At 54.9% G+C, this 15,965-nt stretch carries 11 protein-coding genes; 5 read left to right on the forward strand and 6 right to left on the reverse strand.

Going from position 1 to position 15,965, the window contains the following annotated elements; genetic code table 11:
- Positions 1-576: 576 nt before the first annotated feature.
- From NTX59_09310 to NTX59_09320, 3 genes are all read right to left on the reverse strand, one after another.
- Positions 577-6,549: an MG2 domain-containing protein gene (locus NTX59_09310; protein MCX5785875.1), complete on the reverse strand. Its 5,973-nt coding sequence runs from the start codon at positions 6,547-6,549 to the stop codon at positions 577-579.
- Positions 6,550-6,751: 202 nt separating this feature from the next.
- Positions 6,752-7,723 carry an OmpA family protein gene (locus NTX59_09315; protein MCX5785876.1) on the reverse strand — a complete coding sequence of 324 codons (972 nt, stop codon included), beginning with the start codon at positions 7,721-7,723 and terminating at the stop codon, positions 6,752-6,754.
- 248 nt (positions 7,724-7,971) lie between these two features.
- Positions 7,972-9,480 (reverse strand): hypothetical protein, encoded by a 1,509-nt coding sequence (locus NTX59_09320; GenBank protein MCX5785877.1) that lies wholly within the window; start codon positions 9,478-9,480, stop codon positions 7,972-7,974.
- A gap of 284 nt (positions 9,481-9,764) precedes the next feature.
- On the opposite strand from NTX59_09320, the gene NTX59_09325 reads away from it, so the two are divergent.
- The 3 genes from NTX59_09325 to NTX59_09335 are packed head-to-tail and all read left to right on the forward strand — an operon-like array spanning position 9,765 to position 12,496.
- Positions 9,765-10,481 carry a phosphatase PAP2 family protein gene (locus tag NTX59_09325; GenBank protein ID MCX5785878.1) on the forward strand — a complete coding sequence of 239 codons (717 nt, stop codon included), beginning with the start codon at positions 9,765-9,767 and terminating at the stop codon, positions 10,479-10,481.
- Between the two features lie 14 nt (positions 10,482-10,495).
- Entirely contained in the window at positions 10,496-11,299 is an 804-nt protein-coding gene (locus NTX59_09330) for a phosphodiester glycosidase family protein (protein MCX5785879.1), read from the forward strand.
- Positions 11,300-11,305: 6 nt separating this feature from the next.
- A complete protein-coding gene (locus NTX59_09335; GenBank protein ID MCX5785880.1) occupies positions 11,306-12,496 on the forward strand; it encodes a family 10 glycosylhydrolase in 1,191 nt (396 codons plus the stop codon).
- A gap of 229 nt (positions 12,497-12,725) precedes the next feature.
- Here NTX59_09335 and NTX59_09340 read toward each other — a convergent pair whose 3' ends face one another.
- Positions 12,726-13,640 carry a class A beta-lactamase-related serine hydrolase gene (locus tag NTX59_09340; protein MCX5785881.1) on the reverse strand — a complete coding sequence of 305 codons (915 nt, stop codon included), beginning with the start codon at positions 13,638-13,640 and terminating at the stop codon, positions 12,726-12,728.
- A gap of 201 nt (positions 13,641-13,841) precedes the next feature.
- On the opposite strand from NTX59_09340, the gene NTX59_09345 reads away from it, so the two are divergent.
- Both NTX59_09345 and NTX59_09350 read left to right on the forward strand, forming a co-directional pair.
- Positions 13,842-14,213, forward strand: a complete 372-nt coding sequence (locus tag NTX59_09345; protein MCX5785882.1) for a tetratricopeptide repeat protein — start codon at positions 13,842-13,844, stop codon at positions 14,211-14,213.
- An 8-nt stretch (positions 14,214-14,221) separates the two neighbouring features.
- On the forward strand, positions 14,222-14,863 hold the full coding sequence (locus NTX59_09350; protein MCX5785883.1) for a hypothetical protein: 642 nt from the start codon (positions 14,222-14,224) through the stop codon (positions 14,861-14,863).
- Positions 14,864-14,967: 104 nt separating this feature from the next.
- Here NTX59_09350 and NTX59_09355 read toward each other — a convergent pair whose 3' ends face one another.
- Both NTX59_09355 and NTX59_09360 read right to left on the reverse strand, forming a co-directional pair.
- Entirely contained in the window at positions 14,968-15,831 is an 864-nt protein-coding gene (locus tag NTX59_09355; GenBank protein ID MCX5785884.1) for a polysaccharide deacetylase family protein, read from the reverse strand.
- The gene (locus NTX59_09360; GenBank protein ID MCX5785885.1) at positions 15,819-15,950 is read right to left on the reverse strand and encodes a hypothetical protein; all 132 of its coding nucleotides are present in this window, start codon (positions 15,948-15,950) and stop codon (positions 15,819-15,821) included. The genes NTX59_09355 and NTX59_09360 overlap by 13 nt, the downstream gene beginning before the upstream one ends.
- Positions 15,951-15,965 lie beyond the last annotated feature (15 nt).

Consider the following 15,965-nt stretch of genomic DNA (forward strand, 5'->3'; position numbering starts at 1 on the left):
GCAATTTCGCCGTCGGCTTGACTAACATATCAATTGTCGAGCAACCAGTCAGAAACAGGCTGCACGTTAGAATTACATGTGACCATTTCATTTGTTGGCCTCCCTAAGGTATATGATGTTTTTCAGTCCCAGCATATTATATGGAACCGATATCCATATTGTCAACTATTTTTTTACTGTCAACTTTCTTGCAATAAAAAAGGCGCTTGTCGGCGAAGGATTTATCAAAACAATGGAAAGGAGTTTTGGCGCAAAGAACACAAAAAAGGAACCCGGCAAACCAAAATGATAGAACCGTTCTATTTTACTTAGGGGAAATAAAAGTATTGAGATATCGTGCAGCGTCCCCTCTGCCTTTTAAAAAGGGAGACGGCGGATTTTCTGCGCGCTCCTTTTGAGGGTTTACGGCCGGGGTCTGGAGCGAATCCCTCTCATTAGGGGCGGCGAGGACCGTTCAAGCCGGACCGCTGTGCGGGCCGGCGCGTTCCGGAGCCGGCGGAAGACCCCGGACATCTTCTTAGAAAACCCGGTCTTGGAGCGCGCAGAGAATTTGCCGGCTCCCTTATAAGGGACTCTTTATTTCACACTCAGCATGAAACCGTCCGAGTGCGCCGCGAATTCCGGTGCGTACATGGACTGCATCACCGCCGAGCCTATCCTGTATGTGCCCGGCGTCGTGGGCCTGACCCGGTATTTAAGAATGTATTCACCATGCGGCAGCCATGACACAAAGAAGTTGGTCAGAGAATCCCTCGGCTCCTCATAACGCGATAACTGGTCCCACTTCCAGCCGCTCAGCAGCTCTTCCGCCTCAAAACCCGCCCCGCGCGGGTCCTTAATGTGCACATACTCGAATTGGCTCCTGGTGGTTACCCCCAGTTGCACCTCTATCTGGTCCCCCACCGCCACCGTGCAGCCCGAAGTGAGCGGCCTCAGAATATAGTTGTCCCCTTCCTTCGCGCGCAGATAATATTTACGCGAAATGTTCATCATCCCTGACGGTGACTCGGCGGCAAGCTTGTTGGTCGTATATATGCCGGTAAGCGAAGCGAAGGCGAGCCCCGGCCCGGTCTTCTCTATTGTGGCCGAAACATCGCGCGCGGTTATATCCTTTCCGTATTTGGACCAGCGCAGCGGCTTGCCCGCCCAGTCAAACGGCTGCAGCGTAACGGAATCCTGGGTATCAGCCCAGTTTATTTTGAACGATTCCTCTTTATCGAACGCGCCCTTGGACTTCATCACGTCCAGCAGCGAATATATAGCCGCGGCGGAAGCCTTGGTGGACTTCCACTCGCTGGTCTTGCGGCTGAAAAGCAGCCACTGAACCATGCCGCCGATGCGCGGGTCTTTGGGCTTCAGCGCGAGCAGCGTCCGCAGTATGAAAGCGTGCTTTTCCACGGAGTCGTTGTACCAGAGCCAGGATATTTTCTCGGGCGTCCAGTAAAGCCCGGCTATCGCGTCTGCGCGCGAGCCGTCCATGGCACGGGCCAGGTAACTTTCCGCTTTAACATGCTCGCCCAGACGGTGATAAACATACGCCGCGTAAGCCTTGCCGAACGGAGTCAGGGCATTAGCGTGCTTATCCGCGAAATCCACCCAGAGCTTGGCATAGGAAAGCGCGGTTTTATGCTCAGGCCATTTTTCCGGGAAAGAAGTGACGACATAAGCGGCATAGAGTATGAACGAGGTTTCGCCTTCCTCGGCTTTCATATGGCGCGGGATCTCGGCGAACACATAATTCAGCGCTCTTTTCGCCACGTCTTCGGGTATAGCCACATTGTAGCGGGCGGCCTCGGCCAGTCCCTCAAGCGCGTAGAGCGTCATGTAAAGGTCGGGTCGCCCGCCGGGAAACCACGGGAACGAGCCGTCAAAATTCTGATAAGCCTTAAGCTTTGTGATAGCGTCCTCTTTTTCCCCGGCCACCACTTTCGGGTCCAGCATATCTATGGTCGGCCAGTATGATTTCATGCCTTTGGAAGCTTCTTCCCACGGAGTTTCCATCAGGGTCATCATCCTGACCGGGTTATCCCGCTCCCAGGCCGGCGTTATAGTGGTGCGTTTGGGGATTTTTGCGACCGCGGCTTTAAGCTCGGGATAGCGGTTGTAAAAACTATTTGTTATGGCAAGCGGCACATAGCGGTTCAGCAGCTGTTCGGTGCACTCATAGGGATAATGCACCAGGGAAGGCAGGCTGTTCAACACCGTAAGTATAAGCTGCGGCTGAACTTCCAGATGCATGGACTCCATTATCCTGCTGTCGTCGGCCTCCGCAAGTTCGCTCAGCTTCAGCTCTTTGGAAACCTTGCCGTCAAGCATGGCCACCAGCGTGGCGATAAGGCGCTCCCTTGAGGGAAGCACGGGCAGGTCGTTTTCCTGCGCGTCCGAAAGCGCGCCCGAGCGCGCGATGGCGCGTACTTTATATGCGCCTGTGCCAAGCGGAGCCGCGATATCCCAGTAAACCGGGGTGGTGCCGTGCGCCTTTACGGTGAACGGTTTTGAAAGCTCCGTCAGCGCGAAACTGCTTTCGGCTGAGTCCCCTTCCTTGGTAACTGAGAGGGCCACTTCTCCCGACAGCTCGGCGTCGGTCTCGTTATTTATGACCGCCGTAAGAACGGATCTATCACCCTCCCTGAAGAAGCGCGGTATATCCAGCCTGACCATAAGGTCTTTTTTCGTGACCGTCAAAGCCTCTGCTTTCCCGCGCTTTATATCCTTTGTTATCATGTAGGAACTCACCTTCCAGCTTGTGAGCCGCTCGGGGATGGTAAAAGAGAATTTTCCAGTCCCTTTTAACACCTTAAGCTGGGGGTTGAAATAAGCCGTCTCGGAAAAGTCCTTCCTTACCTGCACCGGAGCAAGTTCCTCGCGCGGATAAGCGGGCGCGGCCTCAGCTTTGTCGCTTTTCCTCATTTTCATCTCCGCCATCTGCGGGGCCGCATTGCCTCTGGCCGCAAGCCCGGCGCCGCCGCTCATAGACGCGGCGGCGGGACTTGGCATTATTTCACCGTCAGCTTCTCCCATGTCAAGCATGCCCTTCATCCTGCCGAATCTTCCTCTTGAAGCGTAAATCCTTGAGGAATTTATCCTGAAAGCCGCCAGACGCTCCTCTTCATACGCTTTGCTGAAAGCGTCAAACATGCGCCGTATGAGACCGGTGGTTATAGGCAGGGCAATGGGATAAGGAGTGAACAGCGAGCCGCGGCCGTCCGAATCAGAACGGCGTTTCTCGTACAGCCCGTCGCTCCAGAAGCCGGCGTCCTTCTGGTAATATTCAAGCGAGCGGTCGAATATCCGCACCGTCCCCTCGCCGCCGACAGGCTTTCCAAAAGAGTCCTTAGCCTTAAGCGCCCACTCGGCCTTCTGGCCGGGCAGCAGGGTTTTGTCGTAGTCAAGCGAAAGCGATAATTCCCTGTCGCGCATAGGCACCTCGGCCTCCGCCATCGCGGAATACACTTTAAAATCGCCCGCGCCGAACCAGCGCAGGCCGAAACCGCCGCGATGCTCCGGCCCGACCTTGATCTCCACCACGGACAAACCGCCGGAAGGTATCATTTTTTTATCAAGCAGGAAATTACCGGCCAGCGTTTCCGTGTACTTTACGCCTTTAAGAGCGGACGCGCCTATAAGTATCCGGGCCTTTTCGCCCGGCTGGTACGAGGAATGCTCGAACAGCGCCACCGGCGGAAGCTTAAGCCCCGGGCTTTTGTCTCCCGGGTCCGCCGAAATAAGTATTATCCAGGATTCGCACTCGCCGCCCCACGGGTCTTTGGTTTTCAGCCTGAGCCTGTAAACGCCTTCGGGGAGCGCTTTTAGTTTGACCGTGGACCGGGCTTTTTTGGTGAATTCAATACTGCCGCTTGCCGCAAGCTTCCCGTCCGGCGCCTGCGCGAATTCCTGCTCAAGGGAAGGATTACGGCCGAAAGAACCCCACATGCCGTCTCCTCCGGCGAATTCAGGCGTCTTTTCTATTTTAAAAACGCTGTAAGAACCGGAGCCCGGGACTTGAGCGTCGTTTAAATTCATCAGCCGGGCCTTGAACACAGCCGGCTTGTCGCTTGTAAAGAAACCGGCGGCGGGCGAGATGTCGAATATATATGCCTTTGAACCGGCGTTATACGAACGCGAATCGGTGATGGTGCGCCCGCCGGCGTCGCGCGCCTCGACCGCAACCTGGAAAGAGGACGGATAATCGCCGTAAGTTTCGCTTTCAGGGGAAGGCGTGAAATTTATGGAGAATTTACCGCTGTCGTCGGTGCGGGTTTCGCCAGAAGCCGTTTCCACCGAGCCTGACTCGCCGTAGAACCAGCCCCACCACCAGGCGTACCAGGGGATATAGCGCGACCTTGTCACGCGGTAAGTCACCTGCGCGTTCGGCACCGGCGAGCCGAAATAATATTTTACCGTGCCCTCAACTTTGGCGTTCTGACCGTATTTGAAAGCGGACTCCGCGTCTTCAAGCTTCACCTCAAATTCCGGGCGCTTGTATTCCTCGGTCCTGAATGACCGGCTGCCGCTGAAATTATGATTATACTCCTGAAGTTCCGCCGTTATGGTGTATCGCCCGAGCAGCCGTCCCTGCGGTATCGTAAAAGAGCCGGCCGCGCTGCCCAGGCCGGTGAACGGTATGGTTTTGTTGAACACTTCCTGCCAGTTCTGGTCCCTGGCCGTCACTTTAAGTTTGCTTTGCCCGTCATAAGCCCGGAACCCGCGTGGCTCTCTTAACAGCGCCGTGACTTTGAATTTAACTTCCTGGGCGGGGCGATAGATAGGCCGGTCCGTTTCTATGAATATGTTCACCGGTTCCGGCACGTTAAGCCCGGCGCCCTGGCCGCCGTTCCAGTAAGCGTAACTCTCGTCAAATGACAGCAGCGGGTCTATGGAAAAACTTTCCTCGGAAGGGTATGTGACGCGCAGCGGGAACCCCATCGCGGCATAGCCGTCGGCCCCGGTGGCAAGGGTCGTGCGCTCCCAGTTGCCGTAGCGTCTGGTATAAAACGCGTCTATAACGCCGTCCTGAACAGGCATGCCGCTGAGAGCGTTTACGGCGTATAAATGGAAGACATCTGTATTCTCCCCGCTCTGCGGCCGGGCCGGATCATACACAAAATCCTCGGGATCGCCCTTTATGCCGGAAGTTCCTAACAGGAAGATATCGGTTATATTCACCGTTACGGCCTTTATTAAGGATGAGCCTACTTCAAAACCGGAATCTCCCGAAGCCACTATCACATATATGCCTTTTTTGAATTCGGGGGATTCTATTTCCCTGTTAAGGTACTGGTACCGGGCCGGATACGCTATTTTTGTTTCCCACGAGATATCGGCTCTGCGGGCGATGAAATGCTCAACCGCCTCGCTTTGGAGAGAACGCACCCTGCCCCAGGCTCTTTCCGCGTATCTGCCGAACGTGAGAAGTTCCGCCGGGTCGGTTTTGTAAGCGCGGAAATATATTACCGGCAGGTTGCGCGCGTTCGCGGTCAGTATTTTTTTGCCGCCGGGCGGGACGAATTTAGCGGAGATGTCCAACTGAGGCACCTCTATCTGCGCGCGGAGTTTAGCGCATTCTATTCCCGGCTTTGAGCGGGGAGCCAGATTTTCCGCCTTTTTGCACAGGTCAACGGCTCCTTTATAGTCCTGTTTCTCGTTAAGCAGGTTCGCGGCTTCATAGGCGGCGGAAGCGCGCGAGAACGGCATGGACATGGCGTCCGACCATCTTTTCAGTATAAAAACGGCCAGGTCCTTGAGCTTTTGCATGTCCCGCACCGAGACCTTGTCGCCATGGCTGAACGGGAGGAGGAGCCTTTTGATCTTCCATTGCTCCGCGGCGAATTCCCTGCCTTTGGCGGAGATACCGGCGGCATCTTCATAAATGGCTCCCGCTTTTTCCGCGGCCTGCGCGGAAGGGCTGTAATCGCCCTTGTAGGTTTCAGAAACGAATTTCATCGCGTCGGGCAATGTTTTCCCATGGTCCTCGGATTCGTCCAGAAGATAATCCCCCCACTGCAGTACCGCAAAATCCCATAATGTCGGGGTATATTCCAGCGCGGCTTTTTTTATGTCGATAAAATAGGCTTCAGTATGTATGCCGGACCCGGCGAGCGCGCTACGCAAGTCCCAAAGCCCGTCATAATCGGCCTCAATGCGTTTTCGCCATTCATCGCCGGTAAGCCTGGTTACATCAGTGGTCCCCTGCTGAATATCGGCCGGCAGGTCGCCGCCGTATTGTCTCAGGAATTCCCTGCCCAGCTCAGCCCGGAGCAGCAGGAAGCGGCCGCGCCAAAGAGGATCGTTCGGCAGTTTAAGAGCTGAAAAGCGCTGGGCGGCTTCTCCGTAGCGGAATAAAAGGCCTTCGCATTCGGCCGCGCGGTACATGGCTTTCAAGCCGGTTTCACCCGGCAGTCCGGCCGCTTTATCATAAAGGCCGAGAGCCTCCTGGTAAAGCGACTTTTCAAAAAGTTCATCGGCTTTTTGAAGGTCGACCGGGCCCCGGCCGGGAAGACCGGCGAAGGAAAACGAAGACATTGAAAGCAGCAGTAAAAGAATTTTCATGTTAAACCCCCTCTTGAAATGCGAATGAAGAACGAATAACAAAAGCGCGAATGGAAGCGAATGTTTATGTTATACGCGGTCTTTTACGGAACATGTGACTTTATGTTACAAAATCTCTTGGACGGTGCGTGTACGCCGGAAAAGAAACAGGGCGCCGGTCAAGGAACACCGGCCCCGATGTTGATAGAAAATTAAGCGGATGTTACTCTCTCGGAACCAGCACTATCTCGATGCGCCGGTTAAGGGCTTTGTGCTCCGGCGTGTCATTGGGCGCAATGGGCTTGTATTCGCCGTAGCCCGCCGCAACAAGCCGCTGGGGATCGACCTTGGCGACATCCTGAAGGTAACGGGCCACGGCCGTGGCCCGTGCGGTTGAAAGTTCCCAGTTGGTCGGATATTTGTTTTTCAGATCGGAGCTTATGGGAACATTGTCGGTATGGCCTTCTATGCGGATGTACTTGTCCTTGACGCTGTTTAAAACGGAACCGATCCGCTCAAGGACCTTCTTACCGTCGGCTTTGACCACCGCAAGGCCCGAGGCGAAAAGTATGCGGTCCACCATATTGACGGTGAGCTTGCCCTTGAGCTGGGTTATAGTTATTTCTCCGTTCGCTATCTCGGACTTCAGGTTTGCGGCGAGGTCCTCGTAGTTCTTTTTTACCTGGGCCAGTTCGGTTTCTTTGGCGGCCTCAGCCGCTTTCTTTTCCTCCAGCGCTTTATCCCGGGCCTGGGCCAGAGCGAGCGCCTCCTGGTCCTTGGTTTGTGTTACCCGGGCCAGTTCGGCCTCCTTGGCCAGTTCCACCGTTTTCCTTTCCTCCAGCGCCTTATCCCGGGCCTGGGTCAGAGCGAGCGCTTCCTGTTCCTTGGCGGAGAGTTTCTGCGAAAGGTCGTCCCTTTCTTGTATAAGTTCGGAGACTTTCTTTGACAGCTCGCCTTTTTTGGCGTCCAGGGAGTCCTGGAAGTCTTTGTTGGATTTATGAAGCGCGTCTATCTGCGCGCGGAGGTCCTGATCGGTTTTTTGCGACGTATCCTTAAAAGCGTTGTAATCGTCTTTCAGGCCGGCTATTTCTTTGTGCGCGGAAGAAAGCTCGCTCTCTTTTACCTTATATTTATTGGCTGATACGCATCCCGACAAAAGGATCAAACCGGAAAAGGCAACAATATGTTTTTTCATTTCATTCTCCTCCTGAATAACCATTACCTTTATATCTTATTACCCGGCGTGGTTTCAACTCTACGGCTGCATCCCTAAACACAGGAGCGGTCGGATGTCAGCCTCGGATTCAGGCAGCAGCATTTTTTCGGCAGTGCAGGAGCGGAAAAGCACGAACTCAGCGGAAAGGACGGAAACCAATGGCATAGGGATCGCGCATACGGGCTCCGGGCGGACGCCGGCTCCCGAAGCGGGCAAGCGGTAAAGCGTTATTGGTTTTGACCGGTATCGTCTATGGTATTATTCGAAGCAGGCTGATCAGAGCCGGAAGCCGGGGCTTTAAAATCTATAGTATACCTCCGCCATTTGCCCGTCACATACTTGACTCCCATGACCAGCGTAGCGCCTTTGGCGGTTTTCATGGTCAGGTAGTTCGCGGTCAGCCCGTGAGCCTTGCACACGTCCGGGTTGGAGTTGCAGGAAGAATAATTAATATCCTGCATCGCTCCATATTTTTTCTCCACCTGTTTCAAAAAGACATGCATCTCTTTTTTCAGCGCCGCCTTGCGCTCCGGCGCAAGGCTGGAGAAATCTTCGGGGTCGGGTTCGGTGATAGCCTTGTCATCTACGCCGCCGGCTATTGCGCCGGAAGCCAGCAGCGTTTCTTCCGGATCGGCCGCGGCGTCATTCTCTGAAACATAATTTGTATCCTTTCCGTTAAGTTTCTCCGTAACCACTGATTTAACAAGGTCCGGATCCTCACCCGGAACGACGGGGTCCGGAGTATTGTTAGAGTAGGACTGATCGGTGGTTCTATCAGTGCCTGTTTTCCCTGATGTTTTGTCGGACTTGCCGCCCGCCGCCGCTTTACCCGGTTTGGAGGCCGCCGGCGCTGAGGCGCCGGAAGAGCCGGACTTGATGGCGGACGCTCCGCCGGACATTTTGGAATTATAATTGCTTTGCGCACCCGTCCTCATGCTTTCAGAAGCGCCGTCAAGAGCGCCGGCGGAACCTTTTCCCGGAAAACCGGACAAGCCGCCGTCTTTCTGAAGCTTCCTGTTTCCATAGCCCGCGGAGCCGCCTGCGGTATTGGTCTGAGCTCCGGAATTGGAGCCATCATTTAAAGGATTGCCTCTCCCCGGCAAGGAGGCGTACATCCGCGGAGCGGCCGCTGTTCCGCCTGAAGCCGGCCCGCCGGGAACCGCGCGCGGCCCTGAAGCGGACCCGTTAGCCCCTGAAGGCTCGTTTCCCGCCGCCTCGCCTTTCTTCGGAACCTTACGAAATGAAGTTTGTACCGGAGTTTCATAGCTGCCGGAACCGCCGCCGCCTTCCGCGGCCGGTCCTCCGCCGTACAAGTCAGCTAATGAGCCGGGAGCGGACTCAAGGCCCCTGCCGGAACGCTTTCCGTAATTTTTTTCAAAATATTTCTCGAACGCGTCCCCCTCCGGCTCCCCGGAACTGGCGGTCCGTCCGGCATGCCCGGGCCGCTGCCGCGCGGTTTCGGTCCGGCCGGAGGCGGGAGGAGTTCTTCCGACTCCTGAAACAAGATCGTCCAGAAGAGTTGCGGCCTTCTTTTTTATCACTTCCCCGCCCTTTTCAAAATCCCCGAAATACGTGGAGGCGGCAAGCGACGCTCCGTGGAGGCTGAAATCATAATGCATACGCGCGGTTGTCCGCGAGTTCGTCCCGACATTCATCACAAGGAGGAAACCGCCCACAAAGAAGACAGCGATAGCCACAGCGAAAACAATAACAGGTTTTCCGGAATCATTTGCCATAACCACCTCTCCTAAAAAACGCTTCGGGACTATTTAAAAAGCAAGAGCGACAGTCCGCAACAGCACACTCAGCCGGCAAAAAAGTTACGCATATAGTATAGATGGTTTTTTATTCCATTGCCAGTCCCTGTGGGAAAAACAGGCAAGCCGGCCTATGCCGGACACAGAGATCGCGGCGTCCGGCCGGCCCCCCCCGTACTTCGGCCTTTTTTAGGAAAAAGTGCGGGGCCTGCGCAATTGCGCCGGAAAGACATTAAAAGCCTGTCTTTTGATAAAATCTGAGCATGTCCGTAAAGAAATTTATCGCGCTGATGATTTTGGCAGCCGCGGCAGCCTGCTCCGCGCAGCGCCCGGTCCGGTCCGTTTACAAACCGCCCACGCAGTTATTTTACGCGCAGGAAGCGGCCATACAGGCCATCGATCTTACCCCGCCGCCCGCGGACGGTTCGGAAGCCGACAAAAAAGATCTCTCCGAGGTGCTGCGTATGCAGAATGACAGAACTCCGCAGGACTGCGCGCGCGTAAAGCGCGAGGCTGCCTCCGGCTACGAATCCTTCTTTGGCGACATCGGCCCCTTCCCGCTGCCGGTGCCGCCGGAGGCGGCAGCCTTCCTGAAGCGCGTGCGCGCGGACGCGGCCCGCTCCACCTATGTTTTTCAAAAGCGCTTCGCCCGCAAAAGGCCTTTTCTGCGCGACCCGGAAATAAAGCCCTGTTTGCCGCTTGAAGACGGCTACGCCTACCCCAGCGGCCACTCAACGCTGGCCATGACATTCGCCTTGGTGCTGGCGGACCTGCGCCCGGACCTGCGCGAACAGCTGCTGGCCCGGGCTTCATCCGTGGCCAGGGGCAGGGCGCTCGGCGGCGTGCACCACCCTTCGGACACGGAAGCCGGCAAGGAACTGGCAATCGCCCTGTACGCCGAAATAGCGAAATCCCCCTCCTACAACGAGGACCTTGCGAAAATTGTAAAATACATCAAACCCGCGGAAAACGCGCGTTAAATTCGGAGCATATTATGAAAAAACAAATTTATACGGCCTTGATGACGGCCATGGCCGTTCTGCCGGCGCAATTATCGGCCCTGGACGCCGCGGCCGGCCTCCGGATAATAAGGTCCTTCGAGCCGGTGCCGGAATTTTCGATAACCAACGCCAATGTAATAGAAGTCGACCCGGCTTTTTTCAAATTCGCCGCGCTCAGCGCGCGCAAAACCGCCGGCAAAAGCAAGATGAATATGCTGGCGCTCAGGAACCTGCTGCCCGAGCCGGCTTTGATAACGAACGCCGGCTTCTTTAATCCGCCGGATGGCGCGCTTATAGGAGAGTTCGTTGAGGACGGGGTCAGGCCCGGCGGCATAATATACGCGGGAAAAGAGAACATAGACAGGATATTCGTGGTAAGAAAAAACGGCGCTGTGGACGTGATCGACGGCAAAGAGAAAATAACCGACGAAGAACTGGCCGAAACCGCGTACGCGGTGGCCGGCAAGTCCGCCTGGCCGGGCCACTCCGACGCCACCAACAGGACCGCCATATGCATTACCGGCTCCGGCAAGGTGCTGCTGGCGGCCGTTTACCCGGTCAGAACGCTGGACGATCTTTTCTCCTACATGAAATACGAAGGCTGCGTGCCGGAGAAGACGATAGATCTCGACGGAGGCGGTTCCACGCAGATGTCATATAATTACGGCGGCAGTTCCTGGACCCTGGGCTGGGAGCGCAAAGGGAATTCCGTGCCGGAATGCCACATGGCGCAGGACAACGACGATCAGCGCTGCTACAGGCCAGTGGCCACGTTTATAACGGCGGAGCCGCGCTGACGCAAAATGGACAGAAAACTTTTTTTTTCAACGGTGTTAACGCTGGCCCTGGCCGCGGCACCCGCCGGTTGCGAAGAATGGATTTACACGGCCGGAGCCGCCGGCATCCTGCCGCCGGAAATATCCGCGGCGAAGAAAATGGCCGTTGAGTCGCGCGGCGTGTGGGTGGACAAAAGCGACCTGTACAAGGGCATGAATTTCATGCTGTCCGCGCTGGACAGCCTTAAAAACGCCAACTTCAACACTATATATCTGCCGGTATGGTACAAGGGCCGGGTCGCTTACCCGGGCAGCGCCTACGCGCCTATAGACCCTGACATAGAAAAAATAGACCCGCGGATGCTCGCCAGGCTTATAGCCGCGGCGCATGAGCGCGGCTTCATGGTGCAGGCCTGGACGGAGTACGGCTTCGGCGCCTACCATACCACGGATGCGGCGGCGGATCCCAGCCGCGGAGCGATACTGGACAAGAACCCGGAACTGACCGCCCTGGACAAGGACGGCCTCCCTTACGAGCATATAAAGGAATGGGGATATTTTTACCACCTTTGCCCGGCCAACCCGGCCTCGCATAAAATACTGGCCGCGCTTTTCACCGAGATAGTCGCCAAACTTCCCTTCGACGCGCTGAACCTCGACAGGATACGTTTCCCCAACGAGAATTTTTGTTTCTGCGAATACTGCAAAAAGAAATTCCTGGAGGATACCGGCTACCGCCTGACCCCGGATATATTCTCGGACCCGCAGCGCCTGGCGGCTTTCCGCAGATGGCGCAAGATCCAGGTGACGGACTTTATGGCGAAGCTCAGGGAAATGGTGAAAGCGGCGCGCCCCGGCATGCCTGTTACGGCCGCGGTCTGGTACGACTCCGAGCTTGAGAACAAAGGGCAGGACTGGCCCGCCTGGATAAAGAAAGGCTACCTGGACCTGGCCCTGCCGATGATATACTGGCCGGGCAACGACGCCACCATAAATTCCAGCGCCGCTCTTGTTAAGGACAAGAAAAAAATGGCTGTGGGGATATCCGCCGAGATCTGCACCAGGGAGGAGCTTAAGCGGCAGGTGGAATATATACGCTCTAAAAAGCTTTCAGGCGCGGCTTTCTGGTATTTAAGCCCGCTGCTGGGAATGACGGATTATCTGCGCGACACCGTGTTCCAGGAACCGGCGCTGCCTTACGCCGGAGAAAAGGAATAACCTAACTTTCACGGGGTCCTCTATCCTTAACCCGAAAGTTGCAGTTGACTGCAACTTTCGCCCCAGAGGGGCCGGTGCAAACAAATGCGGAACGAACAAAAATATGCATTCAATAGTTGCACTATGGCCGTAAAAGGGCGGGGCAACCCAGCTCTTTTGCCCAATGATTTACGAATCATTGGGCAAAAGAGCTGCCCTTCGGGCGAATCCTTCAACTGAAGGATTCGGGTTAAATATCGCCGGCAACCGGGGGATGATGCGCTTTTATGAAAGCGTCCACTTCTTTGGTGATGGCGTGAATTATCGGTTTGGCTCCCGAATTCGGCAGCCTGACGAATATAACAAGAATATATGTCCTGCCGGGGGCTTTTATTATCGCGGCATCGTTCCTTGCCGCCGAGAGTTCCCCCGTTTTACCGGCATAAGACGCTTCCGCCGGAAGCGCTTCTTTTATCAGCTCGGTGTCCATTTGCCCTGAAAGGGTGGCGTACATGACTTTTGACGCGTTGGCGCTTACCAGCTTTTCAGAGGCTATAAGGCTGAGTATGGTCGCCGCGTCGTACGGCGGCATTGAATTCCAGCCCGTGGCTTCAGGATCCTGAACATCCGCCCCGCTTGATAATTTATGGCGTATCCCGGTATTTTCCAGCCCGAGTTTTTTCATAAAGTCGTTTACCACGTTCCGGTTCAGCAGGTCTATGAGGGTATTGGTGGCTATGTTGTCGCTGCGCCGCACCATTACTTCCACGACATCACGGACTTTCCACTGCTGTCCGGGTTTCATAGAGGGATACGGATCGTTGTCCGGGAACCAGGTGCCGGTGTAATTTTTTTTGTTTATGGTGATCAGCTGATCAAAAGACAATCCGTCTTCCTTCGCGGCCCGGTATGCGCCGGCAAGCAGGGTAAGTTTTATCACGCTGGCAACCGGAACAATGTCGCGGTCGAAGTATCCCCCCCTCACCGGATCAGCCTGGTCCGTCAGATCCACCAGGGATACGTTGGCTTTTGTCATATCCACTTTCACCGCCAGTTTTTTTAAAAAAGAATCTATTTCTTCTCCGGTAAGCGCGGAGGCGGAGGCCGCCATACTCAAACTTAAGGAAACACATGTAAACAAAACCAGTGAACGTATTCTTTTCATAATAAATTCTCCAATTGCCTCGTCTGAGTAAAAGTATACATGTTTTGTGAACCTGACGCTTAGGCCCAAGGTCCTATTCTAAATCCGGGCCTCACAATATTTATCCCGAAATATTTATCCTTGATAAAGATCTCCATACTGGCCGTCTGGCTGGCAGGATAAAGCTACCCAAGAGCGTTAAAATTTTATACCGTATTCAGTATGAAGAGCCTACTTATAATTCTTTTTGCGGCGGCCCCGGCTTTCTGCGAGCCGCAGGCCCAGGAAAACACCTTGTCGGCGGAGCAGCTGGAGCAGGCCGTAAAACAGGAGCCGGGCAACGCCTCCCTTTACCTGCGTTTGGGGTTTGCGTACAGCAAACTGCAAAAGGCTGACGAGGCCCAGGCCGCTTTTGAAACGGTGATCCGCCTTGACCCTTCAAAAGACGCGGCTTATTTTATGCTGGGGCTTATATACGAGAAGAAAGGCCTTAAGGAAAAAGCCATAGCGGCCTGGAAAGCATATCTTGAGCGGGAACCGGACGCCCATATGCGGAGAAAGGCGTTTAAACACCTGCATAACCTGCAAGACTGATAAACACCATGACTATAAAATTTAAATTCATTTTACCGGCTTTGTGCGCCTTTCTGGCCGCGTGCGCCACGCCGCGGGTGGCGCTTAACCCGCACGCCGACTTCACCTCCATACACCGCGTGGCCGTAATGACTTTCTCCGGCAACAAAGGCGACGTGGCCGCCGACCTGATGACGCAAAGCCTGGTGGCCAGCGGAGCCAATGTGGTGGAACGCCAGCAGTTGAGCGCCGTTATGAACGAACTGCAGCTTTCTGTGTCCGGCAGTCTTGATCCGGCCACGATAAAACACATCGGGAAACTGCTGGGCGTGGATGCCATATTCATGGGCTCCGTGGCCGAAAGCTCGCCCGCGTCCAATTACATCGTCAACACTTCGCAGGTATCCCTTGCAGGGAACGTGACGCCGGTTTCCGGCGGGAACATATACTCCAACGGCTCGGTGCCGGGGCTCGACAACTCACAGCTGCTCAGCACTACCGCCAGCGTTTCGCTGGTGTCCCGCATGGTGGAAGTGGAAACGGGCTCGATTTTCTGGTCGGGCTTCATGAGCTACGAGGGCTTTGATCTTCCTTCGGCCATGTCAGGCATAACGGATGCCTTCGCAAAATCGCTTTCCCCCATCTGGCCTGACCTGATAGTAAAAAAGTAACTCCCCTATAAAACAAAAAGCGCCCGGCTGCCAACTAAAGCAGCCGGGCGCTTTTTAATGGCTTATAACATCTATTCGCCATTCGCTCTTCGCTATTCACTGCTTTATTCTATCCCTTTCGTGTAGCGGGCAAAATCCTCAAGCCGGCCGAAGGAAAAGCCCTTTGCCCTGAGCGCCGGCACGGCTTTTTCAAGCGCTTCAAGCTCGTGCCATTCGGGGTGGTTGAAATGCATTATTACGATCGCGCCGTGCCTGGCCTGTTTGAGTATGGAGCTTTTCATATATTTAGCCGAGGCAAAAGGTATATAGTCGCCTGAAACTATATCGTAGCTTACCACTTCCATGCCCAGGTGCTGCGCCACCAGGGCGCTTGCCTCGTCGGTGTAGGCCGTGGCCGAACGGAAAAAAACGGGGCGGCGGCCGGTCAAAGCCGCTATCTTGCGGGAATTGAGTTCCATTTCGTCTATGACATCGCCGATGCCGCGGGTCGCCACCATACCGAACTTGCTTTGTCCGGTTATGGAACATACCCTGTGCAAAAGCCCGTGATTTTCTATTTCAAAGAGCGGGTCTTTTGCCAGGTTTTTGAAAATTTCAGGATTTCTGTCTATCCAGAGGCCGGTGACAAAAAGCGTGGCGGATATTTTCTCGCGGCGCAGATAATCTATAAGCTTCGCGTTGTAGCCGCTGTGGCGTCCGCCGCAGGCGTCAAAGGTAAGAGCGATGACTTTCTGGCCCGTATCCAGTTTGTTTCGCGTGCCGCGCACGGACTCCCCGAACCGTCCAGGGGTATGATCTTTTAACTGTGCAATGAGCCGGTTTTTCAGCGCCAGATAATCCGGCGTATACAGGGATTGAAGGGCATTGCCCGCATGTCCGACCGTTTTTTTCGCTTCAGCCGTGATAGGCGCCGTCAAAGAGGCGCTTAAAGCCGCGATTAAAAAAAATTTTATATCTATATTAAACATAAGCCCTTAGCAGGCGCTTCATTTGTGTCTAAAGTTTCCGAACGCCATAAAAAAGTTGCAAAGAAAACCTCTATCGCTATAATAACAAAAAGCGGCGGTATTTTTATCAATTTTTCCATAGTTCCCCCACCGGG

Source organism: Elusimicrobiota bacterium (genome assembly GCA_026388155.1).
GTDB lineage: Bacteria > Elusimicrobiota > Elusimicrobia > Elusimicrobiales > UBA9959 > UBA9634.

Coding starts and splice junctions, on each gene's coding strand:
- NTX59_09310 (MCX5785875.1), bottom strand. CDS start 6,549: ATGAAAATTCTTTTACTGCTGCTTTCAATGTCTTCGTTTTCCTTCGCC.
- NTX59_09315 (MCX5785876.1), bottom strand. CDS start 7,723: ATGAAAAAACATATTGTTGCCTTTTCCGGTTTGATCCTTTTGTCGGGA.
- NTX59_09320 (MCX5785877.1), bottom strand. CDS start 9,480: ATGGCAAATGATTCCGGAAAACCTGTTATTGTTTTCGCTGTGGCTATC.
- NTX59_09325 (MCX5785878.1), top strand. CDS start 9,765: ATGTCCGTAAAGAAATTTATCGCGCTGATGATTTTGGCAGCCGCGGCA.
- NTX59_09330 (MCX5785879.1), top strand. CDS start 10,496: ATGAAAAAACAAATTTATACGGCCTTGATGACGGCCATGGCCGTTCTG.
- NTX59_09335 (MCX5785880.1), top strand. CDS start 11,306: ATGGACAGAAAACTTTTTTTTTCAACGGTGTTAACGCTGGCCCTGGCC.
- NTX59_09340 (MCX5785881.1), bottom strand. CDS start 13,640: ATGAAAAGAATACGTTCACTGGTTTTGTTTACATGTGTTTCCTTAAGT.
- NTX59_09345 (MCX5785882.1), top strand. CDS start 13,842: ATGAAGAGCCTACTTATAATTCTTTTTGCGGCGGCCCCGGCTTTCTGC.
- NTX59_09350 (MCX5785883.1), top strand. CDS start 14,222: ATGACTATAAAATTTAAATTCATTTTACCGGCTTTGTGCGCCTTTCTG.
- NTX59_09355 (MCX5785884.1), bottom strand. CDS start 15,831: ATGTTTAATATAGATATAAAATTTTTTTTAATCGCGGCTTTAAGCGCC.
- NTX59_09360 (MCX5785885.1), bottom strand. CDS start 15,950: ATGGAAAAATTGATAAAAATACCGCCGCTTTTTGTTATTATAGCGATA.